This window comes from Streptomyces sp. NPDC059917 (assembly GCF_042730635.1).
In the GTDB taxonomy this organism is placed as follows: Bacteria; Actinomycetota; Actinomycetes; order Streptomycetales; family Streptomycetaceae; genus Streptomyces.
The window spans coordinates 1-17,969 of record NZ_JBHWLC010000068.1 but is presented as its reverse complement, the minus strand read 5'-3'; the positions used below and the strand labels follow the sequence as shown (position 1 = coordinate 17,969).

The following is a 17,969-nucleotide window of genomic DNA, read 5'->3' as shown; positions in this document are numbered from 1 at the left end:
GCGGCGCGCGCGGATATCCGTTGGTCAGGGAGCACCGGGGTGTGGTGGTGTGGGGCCGTTCTGCGGGTCGGCGAGGCGGAAGGGCGCGATGACGGAGCGATTGCCGTTCGGGGACGGGCTGCGGGACCGGTTGGGGCCGCCGGGGCGGGCGCAGCGGCTGGAGAGCAGCCCGCGTTCGCTGGTGTGGCGGGTCGAACTGGCCGGTGGGCCGGCCGTCATCAAGCAGCTGGTCGCCGGGCCGGGCGCGCGGGACCGGTACGCGCGGGAGGTCGCCGCCCTGCGGTTGGCCGGTCGGCGGCCCGCCGGGCCCGTGGCGCCCGTGCTGCTCGCCGCCGATCCGGTCGAGCGGGTCCTCGTACTGGAACACCTGGAGCACCTGCGGCCCGGGCCCGAGTGGATCGTGGAGTACGCGGCGGCGCTGGGCCGGCTGCACGCCTGCGGGGCCGCGCCCTGCGGAGCGGACGCGGCGGGCCTGCCGCGGTGGCGGGGACCGGGCGAGGAGGACGTCGCGGCCTTCCTCGGCTTCGCCGGGGCGCTGGGGGCGCAGGTGCCGGCCGGGGCGCGGGCGCAGCTGTCGGCCCTGGTGGAGCGGCTCGCCGCGGCCCCGGTGGACTCGCTGCTGCACGGCGATCCGTGTCCGGGCAACGACCTGCACACCCCGGCGGGGATCCGGTTCGTCGACTTCGAACAGGCCGCGCTGGGCAGTGGTCTGGCCGAACTGGCCTACCTGCGGATCGGGTTCCCCTCCTGCGCGTGGGTGACGGCCGCGGCGCCGCCGCTGCTGGCCCGGGCCGAGGCCGCCTACCGTGCGGTGTGGCGGGAGGAGCGGGGCGAGGACCTCCCCGACGGCCTCGCCGACGCGTGTGCGGGATGGCTGCTGCGCGGGGACGCGCTCGTCCCGCGGGCCCAGCGGGAGACCGGGGACCACCTGGCCCGGGCGGCGCGCGAGGACTGGACCTGGGGCACGGCCACGGCCCGCCAGCGGTTGGCCCACCGCCTCGGCGTGGTCACTGCGCTGGGCGCGGACCACCCGGACCTGTCGGAGCTGTCCCGCCTGGCGGCCCGGATGCGGGCCCGGATGCGGACACGCTGGCCGCACCTCCTGCCCGTCCCCTCGACCCGCCCGGACCCGGAACGGACCGCCCCGACGCCCTAAGGCGTGTCCTTCGGATCGCGTCCCCGGAGGGCAGGCCGAGGGACCGGCACGGTGTGGTCGGAGTCGTCGCCGTGCAGCACCCGCGCCGGTGTCCCGAGAGCGGTGTCTGGGAGCGGCCCCTCGCCATGCGGTCCGGCTTCCGCTCCGCCGTGGTCACCGGCTCCGTCGCGTGTTGGTCGCCCCGGGGCGGATCCTCTACAGTCACCCTCGTCTTCTACACGCTTGTAGACGGCCAGGGGTCATCCGTGCGAACCAACCTCAGGGACGGGGCAATTGAGCACCATCGGCATAGGCCAGGCAGTCGTTCTCGGCATCGTCGAAGGAGTCACCGAGTTCCTGCCGGTCTCCTCCACCGGCCATCTGAAGATCACCGAGGGGTTGATGGGGATCCCCGTCGACGACAAGGCCGTCGTCGCCTTCACCGCCGTGATCCAGGTGGGGGCCATCGCGGCGGTCCTCGTGTACTTCTTCAAGGACATCGTGCGGATCGTCTCCGCGTGGGGTCGCGGACTGGTCGACCGCGAGGAACGCCACCACCACGACTACAAGTTCGCCTGGTGGGTCATCTACGCCACCATCCCCATCGTCGTCGTCGGACTGGCCGCCAAGCCCCTGATCGAAGGACCGCTCGCCTCGCTGTGGGTGGTGGCCGGCTCCCTGATCGTCGGCAGCGGCCTGATGTGGGCCGCCGACCAGATGGGCCGCCACCGGCGCGGTGAACAGGACACGCGCCTCAAGGACGCGATGCTCGTGGGGTCGTCCCAGATCCTCGCGCTGCTCTTCCCCGGCTTCTCGCGCTCGGGCGCCACCATGTCCACCGGGCTCATCCTGGACCTCGAACGGGTCGCCGCCACCCGCCTGTCCTTCTTCCTCGGCATCCCCGCCCTGACCGGGGCCGGACTGTACGAACTCAAGGACGCGGTCGGCGCCGGGGTGGACCTCGCTCCCCTGGCCGTCGGCACCCTGGTGTCCTTCGTGGTCGCCTACGCCTCGATCGCCTGGCTGCTCAAGTTCGTCGCCAAGCACTCCTTCAACGCCTTCGTCATCTACCGGATCGCCGTCGGCGTCCTGCTCTTCGGCCTGCTCGGGACCGGTGTGCTGAGCGCCTGACGGCCGCGCCTCGGCTCAGGCGGCCGCCCACTGGATCCACAGCGGGAGCAGCAGCAGCGCCGCGACCGAACTCTTGATCACCAGGGCGGCGGAGAGGTCCACGCCGACGTCGTAGCGCTGGGCGAAGATGAAGAGGTTCTGCGGGGTGGGCATCGCGGCGATCAGCACGAGGTACTTCAACCAGTCCCCCGTGACGCCGAACAGGCCGCCGCAGACGCCCCAGGCCAGCAGCGGGAAGGCCAGGCACTTGAAGGCGATCAGCCCGATCTCCTCGCGGGTCGTGCCCCGGACGTCGAGGCCGAGACCGCCGAGGTGCAGGCCGAGGGCGAAGAGCGCGACCGGCGAGGCGCTGTCGCCGACGAAGGCGAAGCCGTCGAGCACCACCTTCGGGACGGGCAGCGAGAGCAGGTTGAGGAGGATGCCCGCGTTGCAGGCGAGCACGAGCGGCGTGGTCAGCGAGGCGACGACGGCCCGGGCGAGCCGCCCGGGCCCCGAGGCCCCGGCGACGGCCGCTCCGTCGCCGGCCGCGCCGCCCTCGGCCGCGTCGTCGGCGCGGCCCAGCTCCATGATCGAGATGACCACGAGGGACAGCACGCAGACCTGGAAGAGCAGCACCGGGAAGATGGGCGCCGCGGTGCCGAACACGGTGATGAAGACGGGCACCGCGAAATAGGCGGTGTTGACCTGGACGCCCGCCATGATCCGCAGGGCCACTCCGCGCGGCTCCCGCACCCCCCGGGCCCGGGCGGCGAGACCGACCAGCAGCACGGCGAGCGCGGCGGTGGCCGCGTAGCCCGACAGGGCGCGCCAGTTGAACAGGGCGCCGAGGTCGCTCGCGTAGATGTTGCCGAAGAGGTAGCAGGGGACGGCGAAGAGGAAGGCGTAGTCCGCGAAGGCCTTGGACGCCTCGGCGGGTACGACCTTGCGCTTGGCGAGCACCGCCCCGCAGCCGAAGGCCAGCAGGACCGGCAGCAGTTTCTCCAACGTGGCCACCGAACCCATGCCCCGACCCCTGACGCTCGCGCTGTCCCTGGTGACGTCGTCCCCCGGCGCCACCGAGACCCTATCCCCACGCAAGATCGACGAGGCACCGGCGGCGCTGCCACCGGCGTCGCGGCCGCGGGGGTTCGCCGGGGGACGGCACTACGCTGGACGGATCATGCGAAGCGAAGAGACGTCCGGACCCCCGCCCGGGCTGACCGCGGTACTGCGTACCCCGGCCAGAGCCGCGGAGCCGTTGTTCGCGCAGGCCCCCAAGCGCTGGCAGCGCCGACTGCCCTACGCCGTCCTCGTGGTCGCCGTGCTCAGCCTGCTTCCCTCGACGATCACCGTCCTCACCAACGACTACAAGGCGGGCGGCGGCTGGGCGGGCGCGCTGGGCGTGGCCCAGACCCTGCCGCTACTGCTCGCGCCGACGCGGCCGATGCTCGCGTGGGGCCTCGTGCTCGGGGCCGACACGATCGGCGCCCTCGTGCTGGTCCACGCCGACCGGATCACCGGGCAGACCTGGCCGTGGACGCCCATGGTCATCGTCGGCTACCTGTTGCTGATGGCCTGCCTGGGGCTGCGCGAGTCGATCCGGACACTGGTCGGAGTCTGGCTGGCGACCGGGGTGGTCGGGTTGCTGATCGGCTTCTTCCAGCCGGACGGGGTGACGAACACGCACGCGCTGCTCTTCGTCCTGGCCGGGGTGATGTTGGTGGTGACCGGGGCGCTGCGCGGGGTGGGCGACGCGCAGCGGCGGGTCGCGGAGCAGGAGAGCATCAGCGAGGCCGAACGGGCCGGGCGCACCCTGCTGGAGGAGCGGGCCAGGATCGCCCGCGAACTGCACGACGTGGTCGCCCACCACATGTCGGTGATCACCGTGCAGGCGGACTCCGCGCCGTACCGGCTGCCGGACATGTCCGAGGAGGTGCGCCAGGAGTTCACCGCGATCGCGGCGAGCGCCCGGGAGTCGCTGGGCGAGATGCGACGGCTGCTCGTGGTGCTGCGGGGCGACGGGGCCGACGGCGAAAGGGCCCCGCAGCCGGGGCTCGCGCGGGTGCAGCAGCTGGTGGAGGCGACCGTACGGGCGGGGCTGCCGGTGGAGCTGTCGATGACGGCGCGGGCGGCGCGCGCGGCCGAGGCCGTGCCCGCGGTGGACCTGTCGGCGTACCGGATCGTGCAGGAGGCACTGGCCAACGTGGTGCGGCACGCGCCGGGGGCGACGACCCGGGTGTCGGTGCGCCACGACGCGGGCGCCGCGGACGATGTGCTGGTGCTCGTGGTCAACGGGCGGGCCCGCAGCGCGCCGGTGCACCTGGAGGGGCCGGGCACCGGTCACGGTCTGATCGGCATGCGCGAGCGCGTACGGTTGACGGGCGGGACGCTGGACACGGGTCCGCTTCCCGACGGCGGCTTCCGGGTCGCCGCCCGCCTGCCGTTGCACCCCCCTGCCGAGGAATCCAGTTGACCATCCGCGTGATCATCGTCGACGACCAGGCCATGGTGCGGGCGGGGTTCGCCGCGCTCCTGTCGGCGCAGGCGGACATCGACGTCGTGGGCGAGGCGCCCGACGGCCGGCGCGGCATCGAAGTGGCGCGGGCCGCGCACCCCGACGTGGTGCTGATGGACGTGCGGATGCCGGAGATGGACGGGTTGACGGCGGCGCGCGCCCTGCTCGAGCCGGCGCCCGGGGTGGTGCACCGGCCGAAGGTGCTGATGCTGACCACCTTCGACATCGACGACTACGTGTACGAGGCGCTGCGCGCGGGCGCCTCCGGCTTCCTGCTCAAGGACGCGCCCCCGGCCGACCTGATCGCGGCGGTCCGGGTGGTCGCCTCGGGCGAGGCCCTGCTGGCGCCGTCGGTGACCCGACGCCTGATCGCGGACTTCGTGCAGCGGCGGCCCGCGCCCCGCAAGGATCCGGCACTGCGGCTGAACGGGCTGACCCCGCGGGAGACCGAGGTGCTGGAGCTGATCGCGCGCGGGCTGTCGAACCAGGAGATCGCCGGGCACCTGGTGCTGGCCGAGCAGACGGTCAAGACCCACATCGGGCGGGTGCTGGGCAAGTTGGACCTGCGGGACCGGGCGCAGGCCGTCATCTTCGCGTACGAGGCGGGGCTGGTGCGCCCGGGCGACGGCGCCTGACGGCCCGCCCCCGCGCGCGCGGCGGTCAGGGCCGCGGGACGGCGTCGTCGGGGAGGGCGGCGAGGACGACCCGGACGGCCCGCGCCGCATCGTCCACGTCCTGGAGCCGGCCGTCGTCGAAGCGGATCCGGTAGCCGCCGCCCTTGACCGGCATGGTCCGCGGCAGGTCCTGGCAGATGGGCGGCGCGGCCCCGCGGCTGAACGTGAGCCAGCACAGGCTCCGCCCCGGCGACAGGACCCGCAGCCTCGGCTCCGCGAAGGCGGCCCCCAGCAGATCCAGCAGCGCGGCGTCGCCCCTCTGCTCGGCCGAGGCGCGCAGCGAGCGCCAGCGCGCCGGTACCGCGTCGCCCCGCTCGTAGGCCTCGGCCAGCTCCCAGGTCCGCAGGAACGGCCACCGCGCGACGAGTTCCCGCAGGCGGTGCCCCCGCGTCCAGGAGTGCAGCGCCCCGGCGACGTCGGACAGCTCCTCGGTCCGACCGGTGGCCATGCTGACGCCGGCGGCCCAGCAGTGGACGGAGAAGGAGCGGTCGCCGATGCTCATGAGGACCTGCGCCGCGCGGTCGCCGACCGTCACCTGCGCGGCCGTGACGCGCCAGCCCGGTGCGGCCGTCAGCTCGACGGCGAGCGGGAGGCCCGCCCGATCGGCCACCTCCTGCAGGGCGTCGCGCAGCGAGCCCGATGCGAGGACCTCGGGATAGTGCGTCAGGTACGCGGGGACCGGGTCTGCCGGTGGCCGGTCCGCGGGCGGGGTGTCGGACATGCCGTCGAGTCTGCCAGGGGCGGGGGCGGTGCCTGTCGGCGGCGGGGGCGAAGGGGCCGTCCGGGGCGGCCCGTTGACGGGCTTCGTGCGCCGGGCCACCGACCACCGCCACGACCGGATCCCTCCTCCACCCCCTACCCAGGTATGACAGTGCACTTGGCTCCCTGGTGCGATGCCCGGTTCGCCACCTTCTTCCTACCTTCCTCCTCGACACGAGGAGAGGAGAAGGGGCATGCGCCGCTTCGGAAGGACGCTGGTGGCCGCCGTACTGACGGCGGCCGTCATCACGGGGACCGCCGGCTGGGCGTCCGCCGACGCGCAGCCGGCGGTCACCGGGCCGCTCCCCGGCACCGCGGCCTGGCTGGCGGCGCCGGGGCTGCCCGATCCGGGCACGGCCGCACCGGGCGCGGTGGCCCGCTTCTTCGCCGCGCTGACCCCGCAGGAGGCGCACGACCTGGTGCGCCGGCACCCGCTGGTCGTCGGCAATCTGGACGGCGTGCCCGTGGCCCTGCGGTACCGGGCGAACCGGATCTCGATCCTGGCCTCCGGTGACGGCCGCTACCTCTCCCTCGCCGGAGCCGAGCGGCAGGTCCTCGCCTTCGACCCGCGCGGGCGCGGGCAGGTCGTCGAGGTCTTCGGGGACCTGGCGCACGCGGAGCACGTGGCCGTGGTCGTGCCCGGTTCCGACAACGACGCGCGGTCGCACGACCGTCCGCGCAAGGCGTACAGCGGTCCCGCCGGGATGGCCCGCGCGCTGCGCGCCGCCAGCGGCGGCAGCACGGCCGTGGTGGCCTGGACGGGCTACACCACCCCCGTCGGGGTGGGGTTCGACGCCGCCCGCAGCCGACTCGCGGAGGCCGGCGCGACCCGCCTGACCCACTTCCTCGCGGGCCTCGACGCCGTCGGTGCGGCGCGGCCCGCGCTGTTCTGCCACAGCTACGGCTCGGTGGTCTGCGCGCTGTCCGCCCGCCGGGCGGACGCGCGGGACATCGTGGTGGTCGGCTCCCCCGGCATGCACGCGCAGAGCGCGGCGGCGCTGGGGACCCGGGCCCGGGTGTGGGCCGCCAAGGGCCCCTCCGACTGGATCGACGACGTGCCGAACGTCGAGTTCGCCGGGCTCGGGCACGGCGCCGACCCGGCGTCGGCCGCGTTCGGCGCCCGGCGGGTCCCGGCCGCCGACGTCGAGGGCCACACCGGCTACTTCGTCCCCGGGACGCAGTCCCTGGCGGCCTTCGCGGCGATCACGACGGGAGCGGCCCGATGAGCGGCGCGACCCGCACCGGCCCGTCCGTCGAGGGGCTGCGCCGCCTGGCCCGGCGCATCGATCGGGACACCCCGGCCCACCGTGACCGCGCGATCGACGCGCTGCGCGCGATCGCGCTGCTGGCCGTTCCCGCCGGGCACTGGATGCTGGGCGGTTTCACCCTGGACGGCGCGGGCGCGCTGCACAACGCGAGCCCGCTGTCCTCCTTCGCCGCGCTCGCGCCCGCCAGTTGGGTGCTCCAGATGCTCGGCATCTTCTTCCTGGTCGGCGGGTACGCCTCGGCGTCGTCCTACCACCGCCGCGCGGGCTCGACGGGGGCCTGGTTGCGGGGCCGGATCGCCCGGCTGGGCCGCCCGGTGCTCGGCGTCACCGCCGTCTGGGCGGTGCTCGCGCCGGTGCTGTACGCGGCGGGGGTGCCGGTGACGACCCTGCGGACCGGGGCGACGCTGGTGGTCCAACCCCTGTGGTTCGTGGGGGTGTACGTGGTGGTGACCGCCCTGACCCCGTACTGCGTGCGCGCGGCGCGGCGGCTCGGCGGCTGGGCCGCGGCGCCGCTGCTCGCGTCGGTGGCCGTGGTGGACTTCCTGCGCTACGGGCCGTACGCGGACGCCGTGCCCTCCTGGGTGGCCCTGGTGAACATCCTGCCGGGCTGGCTGTTCGCCTACCAGCTCGGCGTCTCCTGGGGCGAGGGCCGGATCGGGCGGCGCGGCGCCGCACTGCTGTGCGCGGGCGGCACGGCGCTCTTCGCGGTCCTGCTGCTGCTCTTCCACTACCCGGCGTCCATGGTCGGCGTACCGGGCGCGGCCCGTACCAACTCGCACCCGCCGTCGCTGCTGGTCCTGGCGCTGGCCGCGGCCCAGTGCGGGGCGGCGATCCTGGTCCGGGACCGGCTCGCGCGGTGGCTGGCGCGGCCGGCCCTGTGGGCCCCGGTGGTCGTCGTCAACCTGTCCGCGATGACCGTCCTGTGCTGGCACCAGAGCGCGATGCTGGCCGCGGCCGTGCCCGCCGCCGCCCTGGGCGGGCTCCCCGGGCTGACGACGGCCCCGGACACGGCGCTGTGGATCGTGCAGCGGCTCGCCTGGCTACCGGTGTTCGCGGCGCTGCTCGTGCTCATCGCCCGCTACGCGCGGCGCTTCGAGGCGCCGTGGGCCCGGTCGACGGCCGCGCGGCGCGCCGCGGCGGGCCTGCTGTCGGCGGGGTTCGCCGTCTTCGCCCTGGGCCTGGCCTGAGGCGTGGCGCGAGGGCGGGGTCAGGAGATCGAGGCCGCCACGATGGCCGCGACCGCGAGGTTGCAGGAGGCGGTGACCCAGACGGCCGGGTGCGGCTGCGGGTCGACCACGATCGCGCCGAGCTTGCCGGGGGTGAAGAGGTCCAGGACCAGGAAGGCCAGCCCCATCAGGACCAGGCCGAGCACGCCGAAGGCGGCGGTGTTCAGCAGCCCCTTGCCGAAGTCGTCGTAGGTGGTCCAGATCGAGGTGAAGACGATCCCGCCGACGCCGAGCAGTGCCGAGCTGAGCTGCAGGGCCGCGTTGCGGTTGCGCTCCTCCCAGATCTGCTTGCGGAGCGCACCGGGGGTCAGCACGTCCACCAGGACGATGCCGAGGATCAGCAGCACCAGGCCGAGGGCGCCGAAGGCGCTGGTACGGCCGAGTCCGTTGATGATGTCGCTCATTGAGGGGCCTGTCTCCGCGTGGGTGGAAAGGGGATGCGAGGAGCCGCGTGGGGAAGGGAAAACCTATCGCACGGCCGTCCCGGCCGGGGATGGGGAGGCACGGATGGTTCGGGAAGCGGTGCGGGTACGGGCCGCCCGGCCGGACGAGGCGGCGGCGCTCAGCGCGCTGGCGCTGCGGTCGAAGGCGCACTGGGGGTACGACGAGGAGTTCCTGGCCGCCCGTGCCCCGGAGTTGGCGATCCGGGCCGAGGAGGTCGGTTCGCGCCGGGTCGTGGTCGCCGAGGCGTCGGGGGCGTACCCGGAGCTGCTCGGCGTCGCCACGCTCGAAGGGCGCCCGCCCGTGGCCGAACTGGGGCTGCTCTTCGTGGAACCGTCGGCCATCGGCCGCGGGGTGGGGCGGCGGCTGTACCGGGACGCGGTGCGCCGGGCCCGTGAACTGGGCTGCCGGGCGCTGGTGATCGGGGCCGACCCGCACGCCGCCGGGTTCTACCGGGCGATGGGGGCCCGTCCGGCCGGTGGCGCACCGGTGGCGGGGCTGGTGCGCTTCGAGGTGCGGCTCGGCCGGGCCGCGCCCTGGGTGGCGCTCTGGAGCGGGGACCGGCCCGCCGTGCACCTCGGCAACGTGGCCGAGTACAACGCGCAGTTCGGCGACGCCTCCCTGGACCGCGAGCAGCTCGCCGCGCACCACTACGCCGCGCTCGCCGCCTTCTACGGTCCCCGCCCCGGCGCGCTGGTGCTGCCCCGGCCGGTGCCCGCCTGGTGGGTGGCGCAGGTCGCGCGGCAACTGGACTGGTCGCGGGTGGCGGTCCACGACGGGGTGGCGCCCGACCGCCGCTCGCTGTCGGCCGCGGTGGCGGCGCGGCACGCGCTCGCCGCCCGGCTGACCGGATCGGGGGCGGTACTGGTGCCGTGGGGGCAGAGCCCGGACTTCGCCCGGCTGGCCGGGGGCGGGCCGTGGCGCCCCGAGGTGCTGCGCCACGAATCGAAGGCGGCCTCGCACGCCCTGTTCACCGGGATCGTGCGGGCGGGCGGCCACCCGGACGTACTGGTCCCCCGGCAGTGGCGGCCGCGCAACCGGTGGGCCGCGGCCCGCCTGGTGGCGGCGCGGACCCGGGCCGGGCTCGCCACCGTGCTCAAGTCGGAGCACGGGGTGGGGGGTTCGGGGACGCGGGTGCTCACGCCGGAGCGCGTGCGCGCGGCGGGCGGGGCCCTGGCGGCGCTGCGCGGGCTGCCGCGCGGACCGCTGCTCGCCGAGGAGTACGCGCACGACCCGGACGCGCCGGTGCGCGACCTGACGTACGACGCGTTCGTGGACGCCGCGGGCCGTGTCCATCCGGTGGGCGCGGCGGTGATGGACGTGGTGGGCACCGCCTACCACGGGGCCACGGTCGGCCCGGGAGTGGTTCCGGACGGGGCGCGGGAGGTGCTGTCGGCCTTCGGCGGGGCGGTGGGCCGCGAGCTGGCCGCGGCGGGGTACCGGGGCTGGTTCGACGTGGACTTCGTGGGCGCCGGGCAGGGGCGCCTCGCGCCGACCGAGACGAACCTGCGGCTGACGGGTCCCTCCGCGGCCTTCGTCGTCAAGGCCCGGCTCGACGAGCTGCGCGGCGGGGACCACGTGGTACGGATCATGGACCGGGTCGAGCTGGGGGCCCGGCTGCCCGAGGCCATGGCCGGGGAGCTGTGTGCCGCGCTGGCCCGCGGCTGCGCGGAGCTCGGCGCGGTCTTCGTCCCGGCCATCCCGACCGCGGCCTTCGACCCGGCGCCCTGGCTGGGGGTGCTGGTGGCCGCGCACACCCGGGAGGCGGTGGACGCGGCCGAGGCGCTGGTGCGCGCCCGGGCGGCGGCCGTCGGGGCGATGTTCGGGGAAGCCGCTCAGGACCCGGCGGCCCCTTCGGAGCGGGGTCGGCGGGTGGCGTGGAGGGCGACGATCCCGGCGGCGATCATCAGCGGGACGTTGAAGGCGTAGACGAGGGCGGCCTGGCGGGGCCAGTCCTGCTTGGCGGCGAGCCGGTACAGGTTGTCCTGGGGCCACCAGGCGACCAGCAGGTAGGTGATCGCCAGGTGCGCGGCCGTCCCGAGGGCGCGGCCCCGCCCCCGGCCGAGCGTCCGGCGACGCCCCGCGAACAGGAAGACCACACCGAGGCCGAAGGACAGCCATTCGAAGACGTACAGGACGAAGAACAGGTGCGCGTAACCGCCGGGGACGCCGCCGAGGTCGGTCGAGCCGGGCCAGAGGACCCCGGTCAGGGAGGCGGCGAGCAGGGCGAGGGGCACGGCCGCGCAGCCGACCGCGCACGAGGGGGGCACCTCGCCGCCGGGAGCGGTGTACTTGCCCGAGCCGCGGGCGGACCGCGCGGCGCCCGGTGCCACCGGCAGCGGGAGGGCCTCGCGGTCCTCGCGGCCCGCGCGGTCGCGGGGCAGGGCGCGCAGCCGGACCACCGTGCGGGGTATCTCCTGCGGGGGCAGCGCCTCTGCCAGGTGGCGGGCGACGGCCCCGGCGTCCGGCAGCTCCTCGTCGGCGGCGTCGAAGGCCTCGGCGCGGACCGGCGGGGCGAGGTACGCGACGAGACGGCCCAGCACGGAGCCGTGGCGCTTCCCGACCGGTTTCCCGCCCGGTTTCCCGTCCGGCTCCGCGTCGAGCACCTCCCGCACCAGCGCCCCGCCGATCCGTGGATGGCCGCGCAGCAGGGACTCGATCCGGTAGGTGTCCAGGGTCCGGCGGCCCGTCACCACCCGGTCCCGCTGCCGGCCGGCGAATTCCAGCAGCCCGTCCTCGCGAAGGCGGGCGAGGTCCCCGGTGGCGACGGCCCCGCCGCCGTCCGGCGGGGTGAGCCGGACCTCGCCGCCCACCAGCTCCACCCGGCAGCCGGGAAAGGGGACGCCGAGCAGGCTGAGCCCCTCGGGCCCGGCCACCGGCCGCGCCAGCATGGGGAGCTCGAACCACGTGCCGACCCCCGCGGTCTCGGCCGGGCCGTAGACATTGACCAGGCGGGCGCCCGGGCGCAACGCGGCGTGCAGGGAGGTTTGTTCGTCGAGGTAGAGCCGGTCTCCGGTGACCGTGACCAGGCGGACGGACCAGGTGTCGGGGTCGGACCCGCGGCCCGGGCCCGGCGCGCCGTCCCCGGCGGTGAACAACCGCTGCGCGGACCCGGGGTCGGTGTGGACGACGGAGACCCGCTCGTCGCGGATCAGGCGGCGCAGCTCCTCGGGGCTCGCGGACGAGCGGTCCGGCAGCACCAGGGCTCCACCGGAACACAGCGCCCGGGTCCACCCGGTGGCGAATCCGCCGAGGTCGGGGCGGGCGGTGATCAGGTGTCGGTCCTCGGGGGTGAACCCGGCGACCTCGGCCCAGCCGTCGTGGGCGGCCAGCAGCCGGGCGTGGTCGATCCGCACCGCGCGCGCCGACGCATCCCCGGTCGGGACGAACGCGGCCGGGTCACCGCCCGCGGGGTCGCCCGCCCCGTCCGTCACCACCGGCCGAGCGGCGATCCGCGGCGCCTCGGTGTCGAGGCAGACGACCCGATGGCCGCCGCCCCCGTCGAGGAAGGCCAACCGCGCGCGGCGCGTGAGCAGGAGGGCGGGCGGGTCCTGCGCCAGCCGGCGCCGCGCCGCGGCGGGCTCGTCCGGATCGAGGAGGACGTAGGCGCCGCCCGCCTTGAGCACGGCGAGCAGCGCGGTCACGGCCTCCGGCCGGTCCGCGGTGGCGATGGCCACGGTGTTCCCGGGCTCCAGGCCGACGGCGAGCAGATGGGCCGCGAGGCGGCCGGAAGCGCGGTCCAGTTCCCCGTAGTCGAGGACGACCGCGCCGCTGACGACGGCGGGCGCTCCGGGGGCCCGTCCCGCCCATCGACGGAAGTGGTGGAGCACGCTCGCGGCGGGATCCGGATTCATGTCCCGATGATGCCACCGGGCACCGACAGCCCACGGGGGTACGCGGGAACGGCTCTCCACCGGTCGTTGACCTCAAGTTCGGTTGAGGTCCTAGAGTTCCTCGCATGTCTATGGAAATGACCGCCTGGTCCTCGCTGCACAACGCGCTCAACGCCCAGCAGGAGCGCCGGGTGCCCACCCGCGAGAGTCTGCGGCGGGTGGTCGCCTTCGCCCGGCCGCACCGTCGCGGGCTGCTGCTCTTCCTGGTGCTGAGCATCGTCACGGCCCTGCTCGCGGTGGCCACCCCGGTGCTCGCCAGCCGGGTCGTCGAGGCCATCGTCGGCGGCCGGGAGAGCGGTACGGTCACCGGGCTCGCCCTGCTCATCGCCGCCATCGCGGTGGTGGAGGCGGGCCTCGGCCTGTTCACCCGGAAGTTGTCGGCCACCCTCGGCGAGGGCCTGATCCTCGACCTGCGCACGGCGGTCTTCGACCACGTGCAGCGGATGCCGGTCGCCTTCTTCACCCGCACGCGGACCGGGGCCCTGGTCAGCCGCCTCAACAACGACGTCATCGGCGCGCAGCGGGCGTTCAGCAACACCCTCTCCGGGGTGGTCGGCAACACCGTGACCCTGCTGCTGACCTTGGCCGTCATGCTCAGCATCTCCTGGCAGATCACCCTGCTCGCGCTGGTGTTGCTGCCGCTCTTCGTGATCCCGGCGCGGCGCACGGGCGCCCGGATGGCGCGGATGCAGCGCGAGGCCTCCGCCCTGAACGCCTCGATGGGCACCCAGATGACGGAGCGGTTCTCCGCGCCCGGAGCCACCCTCGTCAAGCTCTTCGGGCGGCCCGCGGACGAGTCGGCCGAGTTCGCGGCCCGGGCGGCGCGGGTGCGCGACATCGGGATCCGTACCGCGGTCGCCCAGTCCGCCTTCATCACCGCCCTCACCCTGGTTTCGGCGCTGGCGCTGGCCCTGGTCTACGGGCTCGGCGGGTACTACGCGCTGCGCGGCACCCTGAACGCCGGTTCCGTGGTGGCGCTGGCCCTGCTGCTGACCCGGCTGTACGCGCCGCTGACCGCGCTCGCCGGGGCGCGGGTCGAGGTGATGAGCGCGCTGGTCAGCTTCGAGCGGGTCTTCGAGATCCTCGACCTCGAACCGCTGATCGCGGAGAAGCCGGACGCCCGGGAGGTGCCGCCGGGCCCGGTGACGGTGGAGTTCGACGGGGTCTCCTTCGGCTACCCGTCCGCCGACAAGGTCTCGCTCGCCTCCCTGGAGGAGGTGGCGACCCTGGACACCCGGGGCGGCACCCAGGTGCTGCACGACGTCTCCTTCCGCGCCGAGGCGGGCCGGATGATCGCCCTGGTGGGCTCGTCCGGCGCCGGGAAGTCCACCATCGCGCAGCTGCTGCCGCGGCTGTACGACGCCGACGCGGGCGCGGTCCGGCTCAACGGGGTCGACGTGCGCGACCTGAGCGCCGACTCGATCCGCGACACCCTCGGCATGGTCACCCAGGACGGGCACCTCTTCCACGAATCGGTGCGGGCGAACCTGCTGTTGGCCCGGCCGCAGGCCACCGAGGAGGAGGTCTGGGAGGCGCTGCGCCGCTCGCGGCTGGACGGGCTGGTCGCCTCCCTGCCGGACGGCCTGGACACCGTGGTCGGCGAGCGCGGCTACCGGCTCTCCGGCGGCGAGCGCCAACGCCTGACCATCGCGCGGCTGTTGCTGGCCCGCCAGCGGGTGGTGATCCTCGACGAGGCCACGGCGCACCTGGACTCCACCTCGGAGGCGGCCGTGCAGGAGGCGCTGGGCGAGGCGCTCGCGGGGCGGACGGCGGTGGTGATCGCGCACCGGTTGTCCACCGTGCAGGCGGCGGACCAGATCCTGGTCGTCGAGGAGGGCCGGATCGTGGAACGCGGCACCCATGCCGAGCTGTTGGCCGTGGGCGGGCGGTACGAGGAGCTGTACCGGACCCAGTTCGCCGCGGCGGCCGACGGCGCGGGCGAGCCGGTCAAGGGGGCCTGACGCCGCGAGGCCCCACCGGAGATCCGGCCCGCGCGCCCGACCCCGCACGCCGGGGCCGGGCCCGCCGTCATCCCTCGGTCGGCAACCCCGCCGCCACCAGCAGCTGGTGTTCCGCGGGGCCGCCGATCAGCCCCACGGGCGGTTCGTCCAGCCAGGCGTGGGGCGAGAGCCACCACGTCGCGGCGCCCCACGGGTCGTGGTCCGCGTCCAGCAGCCGGTTCACCTCGCGCACCACGGCGACGGGCTGCCCGTCGGCGGCGAACTGGAAGACCGGCAGCCGGACCGAGCCGCCCGCAGCCCGCAGCCGGATGAGGCCCGGCGCGTAGGGGTCGCAGCCGCCCTCCAGCGCCTCCGCGTCGCCGATGGCCGGCTCGGCGAGCAGCCGGTCGCGCAGCTCGCCCAGTACCGGACCGACCATGCGGTGCCCGTCGAGGACGAGGACGGCCAGGTCGTCCGCGATGAAGCCGCGATGTCCGGCGCTCGAAGCGGAGGCGGCCGGGGCCAGTCGGCTCTCGCCGGGGAAGCGGTCCGGCAGCTGCTCGCCCAGCAGCCGGGCGGCCAGCAGGGCGGCGCGTTCGGCCACTTCGCCACTGGCCAGGCGTAACGAAGCCAGGAGCAGGGCGAGTTGGCGCAACGCCACGGGTGCCATGCGGGGATGGAGATCGTCCCACTCGGCAGCGGCGACGGCCAGCCGCGTATAGGGGTTCGTCACGTGGGCATCCGTTCACTGATCGTTGGTCGCGGACCGGAGCGGGGGGAGCCACCGGGTCGCGCGGTCGGACGGTCCGGGCGGTCCGCCGCGCTTCCCGCACGGGCCGGGCCCCACGATCGGGCGGCACGGCGAGCGCCTTGGCGGAAGGATCGCACCGCACGCGCACCCGGACAAGGCGCACGCGCGCGGGGTCCGGCGCCGTGGCCGGGAACGATTGTTCGGGCCGGGAAGCGCCGGTCGCCGGGCCCGGCGGATCCCCCGCGGCTCCGGCTCAGGTCTCGCGCGGGTGCGGTCGGGCCCGCAGGGACTGGCCGTGCCGGACGCCTTCCAGGAAGGCGTCCTCGTAGGCCCGGTCGCCCAGGGCGCCGCGCGCGGTGCGCTCGTACTCCTCGCGCACGGCCTTGAGCTCGGGCGTGCCGCGCTGCGGGTGGCCGACCGCCTGCCAGTAGGCGTGGCCGGTGCCGTAGGCCCGGGCGGCGCCGAGGCCGTCGCCCTGGGCCGCGCGGGCGGCGGCGAGCAGGTCCAGGCCGAGCGCGGTGCCGAAGCTGTCGCCCAGTTCGCGTTTGCTCTCCAGCATCGCGCGGGCGTGCTCGGCCGATTCGTCCGGACGGCTCTCCAGCAGGCAGATCAGGGAGAGTTGGTAGTCGGCGTAGGCCCGGGTCCAGTACTCCTCCCGGGCGGCGCAACCGGCGCGCAGCACTTCCGCCTCGGCGCGGGCATCGGTGAACAGGCCCATGCCGGTGAGGGCGAAGACGCGTACGAGGTGGCAGCGCAGCCGGGCCGGGGAGTCGAAGGGGGTGCCGGGGGCCGCGCCGAGGGCGTTCTCGGCGACGATGCGCGCCGCGAGCGGCCGACCGTCCATGAGGTGGCTCAGACCCAGCAGGTACGCGGCGTCCAGGGCCAGGCGCGGATCACCGTCCGGATCCCCCTCCGGGGCGCCGTGGAGGTCGCCCGGCGCCATGGCCAGGGCTTCGCAGCCGACGGCGAGTTGGTGCGCGGCCTCCTTCTCCCCCTGGAGCAGCAGGGTGACCCCGAGGGCCCACAGGGCGCGCACCCGCACCGCACGGCTGACCACTTCGGGGCGCGCGGCGGCCAGGGCGCGCTCCAGATAGGCGCGGGCGGCGTGCAGGTATCCGCAGCAGGCCCAGAAGAAGCCGACCCGACCCGCCAGGTCCAGGGCCCGGGCCGGATCGGCGACCAGGCAGTGGTCCAGGGCCGCGCAGACGTCCCCGTGCGCCGCGCCGACCCGCCGGTATCCGGCGCGCTGGCCGGGTCCGAGCCAGTCCCGCTCGGCCCGGCGCACCAGGGCGAGGAAGTGGACGGCGTGCCGGGTCCGCAGGACGTCCTGTTCGCCGACCTCCTCCAGCCACATCGCGCCGTACTCGCGGATCGCGTCGAGCATCCGGTACGAGCCGTCGGCGCCGCGCCGTACGACGGACTTGGCGACCAGTGCGGCGAGCAGCGCGGGTACGTCCGCCTCGGTGAGCGGGGCGGCGGAGCAGACGGCGCGGGCCGCCGCCTCGTCGAAGGGCCCGCCGAAGACGGACAGCCGCAGCCAGAGCAGGCGTTCGCGCGGCTCGCACCACTCGTGGCTCCAGCCGATGGCCGTGCGCAGCGCGCGGTGGCGCGGCGGCTGGACGGGGCGGCCGGTGGCCAGGGCGCCGATCCGGCGGGCCAGCCGGTCGGCGAGTTCCTCGACGGTGTGGTCGGTCAGCTGGGCCGCGGCGAGCTCCAGCGCGAGGGGGACCCCCTGGAGGCGCACGCAGATGGACCGGGCGGCGGCGAGCCGCCCCTCGGACCAGGGGGTGGCGGCGGCCCGGGGCGCGGCCTCGGCGGCCCGGGCCCGGAAGAGGGCGAGCGCGTCCTCGGCCCCCGCGGCGTACGGGAGCGGGCCGATCTCCATGACGTGTTCGGCGGGCAGCCCGAGCGGCTGTCGGCTGGTGAGCAGCAGCACGAAGTGCGGTGCGGCGGCGAGGAATTCGCGGGCGAGGGTGCGCACGGCGGGCACCAGGTGTTCGCAGCAGTCGAGCACGAGCAGCAGGCGGCGCTCGCCGATCCACTCGCCGACGGCGTCGACGAGGGAGCGGGAGGTGTGGTCGGCGAGGCCGAGCGCGTCGGCGACGGCGTCGGCGAGCAGCAGCGCGTCGGCGACGGGGGACAGATCGGCCCAGTGGACCCCGTCGGGGAAGTCCTCCGCCGCGCCGCCGTCCACCGCGGCGGTGGGCGACCGGCCGGGCGGGGCGGCGGGTCGCCCGGCCCGCCGACGGCCGCGGCG

14 protein-coding genes are annotated in these 17,969 nt (G+C 75.5%); 8 read left to right on the top strand and 6 right to left on the bottom strand.

Annotation, left to right across the window (positions count from 1 at the left end):
• Positions 1–88: 88 nt before the first annotated feature.
• Together ACFWAR_RS30540 and ACFWAR_RS30535 are read left to right on the top strand one after the other, a co-directional pair.
• Positions 89–1,156, top strand: a complete 1,068-nt coding sequence (locus ACFWAR_RS30540) for a phosphotransferase family protein (RefSeq protein WP_385784011.1) — start codon at positions 89–91, stop codon at positions 1,154–1,156.
• A 273-nt stretch (positions 1,157–1,429) separates the two neighbouring features.
• A complete protein-coding gene (locus tag ACFWAR_RS30535; protein WP_385784008.1) occupies positions 1,430–2,266 on the top strand; it encodes an undecaprenyl-diphosphate phosphatase in 837 nt (278 codons plus the stop codon).
• A 15-nt stretch (positions 2,267–2,281) separates the two neighbouring features.
• Here ACFWAR_RS30535 and ACFWAR_RS30530 read toward each other — a convergent pair whose 3' ends face one another.
• Positions 2,282–3,268, bottom strand: a complete 987-nt coding sequence (locus ACFWAR_RS30530) for an AEC family transporter (protein ID WP_385784005.1) — start codon at positions 3,266–3,268, stop codon at positions 2,282–2,284.
• 157 nt (positions 3,269–3,425) lie between these two features.
• Between ACFWAR_RS30530 and ACFWAR_RS30525 the strand changes: the two genes are divergently transcribed.
• Both ACFWAR_RS30525 and ACFWAR_RS30520 read left to right on the top strand, forming a co-directional pair.
• Positions 3,426–4,718 carry a sensor histidine kinase gene (locus ACFWAR_RS30525; RefSeq protein WP_385784002.1) on the top strand — a complete coding sequence of 431 codons (1,293 nt, stop codon included), beginning with the start codon at positions 3,426–3,428 and terminating at the stop codon, positions 4,716–4,718.
• A complete protein-coding gene (locus tag ACFWAR_RS30520) occupies positions 4,715–5,395 on the top strand; it encodes a response regulator (protein WP_385783999.1) in 681 nt (226 codons plus the stop codon). The genes ACFWAR_RS30525 and ACFWAR_RS30520 overlap by 4 nt, the downstream gene beginning before the upstream one ends.
• Positions 5,396–5,420: 25 nt before the next feature.
• Here the strand turns inward: ACFWAR_RS30520 and ACFWAR_RS30515 are convergent, their stop codons facing one another.
• Positions 5,421–6,155 carry a DUF6193 family natural product biosynthesis protein gene (locus ACFWAR_RS30515; RefSeq protein WP_385783996.1) on the bottom strand — a complete coding sequence of 245 codons (735 nt, stop codon included), beginning with the start codon at positions 6,153–6,155 and terminating at the stop codon, positions 5,421–5,423.
• A gap of 232 nt (positions 6,156–6,387) precedes the next feature.
• On the opposite strand from ACFWAR_RS30515, the gene ACFWAR_RS30510 reads away from it, so the two are divergent.
• A complete protein-coding gene (locus ACFWAR_RS30510) occupies positions 6,388–7,419 on the top strand; it encodes an alpha/beta hydrolase (RefSeq protein ID WP_385783994.1) in 1,032 nt (343 codons plus the stop codon).
• Positions 7,416–8,648 (top strand): acyltransferase, encoded by a 1,233-nt coding sequence (locus tag ACFWAR_RS30505; RefSeq protein ID WP_385783991.1) that lies wholly within the window; start codon positions 7,416–7,418, stop codon positions 8,646–8,648. Before ACFWAR_RS30510 ends, ACFWAR_RS30505 begins: the two co-directional genes overlap by 4 nt.
• A 20-nt stretch (positions 8,649–8,668) precedes the next feature.
• Here the strand turns inward: ACFWAR_RS30505 and ACFWAR_RS30500 are convergent, their stop codons facing one another.
• Positions 8,669–9,091 carry a DUF350 domain-containing protein gene (locus ACFWAR_RS30500; RefSeq protein ID WP_385783988.1) on the bottom strand — a complete coding sequence of 141 codons (423 nt, stop codon included), beginning with the start codon at positions 9,089–9,091 and terminating at the stop codon, positions 8,669–8,671.
• Between the two features lie 103 nt (positions 9,092–9,194).
• On the opposite strand from ACFWAR_RS30500, the gene ACFWAR_RS30495 reads away from it, so the two are divergent.
• On the top strand, positions 9,195–11,057 hold the full coding sequence (locus tag ACFWAR_RS30495) for a GNAT family N-acetyltransferase (RefSeq protein WP_385783985.1): 1,863 nt from the start codon (positions 9,195–9,197) through the stop codon (positions 11,055–11,057).
• Here the strand turns inward: ACFWAR_RS30495 and ACFWAR_RS30490 are convergent.
• Positions 10,964–12,982, bottom strand: a complete 2,019-nt coding sequence (locus tag ACFWAR_RS30490) for an AMP-binding protein (RefSeq protein ID WP_385783982.1) — start codon at positions 12,980–12,982, stop codon at positions 10,964–10,966. The two genes, ACFWAR_RS30495 and ACFWAR_RS30490, sit on opposite strands and share 94 nt — an antisense overlap.
• Before the next feature lie 104 nt (positions 12,983–13,086).
• Here ACFWAR_RS30490 and ACFWAR_RS30485 point away from each other — a divergent pair, with 104 nt between their 5' ends.
• Positions 13,087–14,982 (top strand): ABC transporter ATP-binding protein, encoded by a 1,896-nt coding sequence (locus ACFWAR_RS30485; RefSeq protein WP_385783978.1) that lies wholly within the window; start codon positions 13,087–13,089, stop codon positions 14,980–14,982.
• A gap of 67 nt (positions 14,983–15,049) precedes the next feature.
• On the opposite strand, the gene ACFWAR_RS30480 is transcribed toward ACFWAR_RS30485, so the two are convergent.
• Together ACFWAR_RS30480 and ACFWAR_RS30475 are read right to left on the bottom strand one after the other, a co-directional pair.
• Positions 15,050–15,694 carry a hypothetical protein gene (locus tag ACFWAR_RS30480; protein WP_385783975.1) on the bottom strand — a complete coding sequence of 215 codons (645 nt, stop codon included), beginning with the start codon at positions 15,692–15,694 and terminating at the stop codon, positions 15,050–15,052.
• A 271-nt stretch (positions 15,695–15,965) separates the two neighbouring features.
• Positions 15,966–17,969 (bottom strand): ATP-binding protein (locus ACFWAR_RS30475; RefSeq protein ID WP_385783973.1); only part of this gene is annotated, 2,004 nt, incomplete at its 5' end.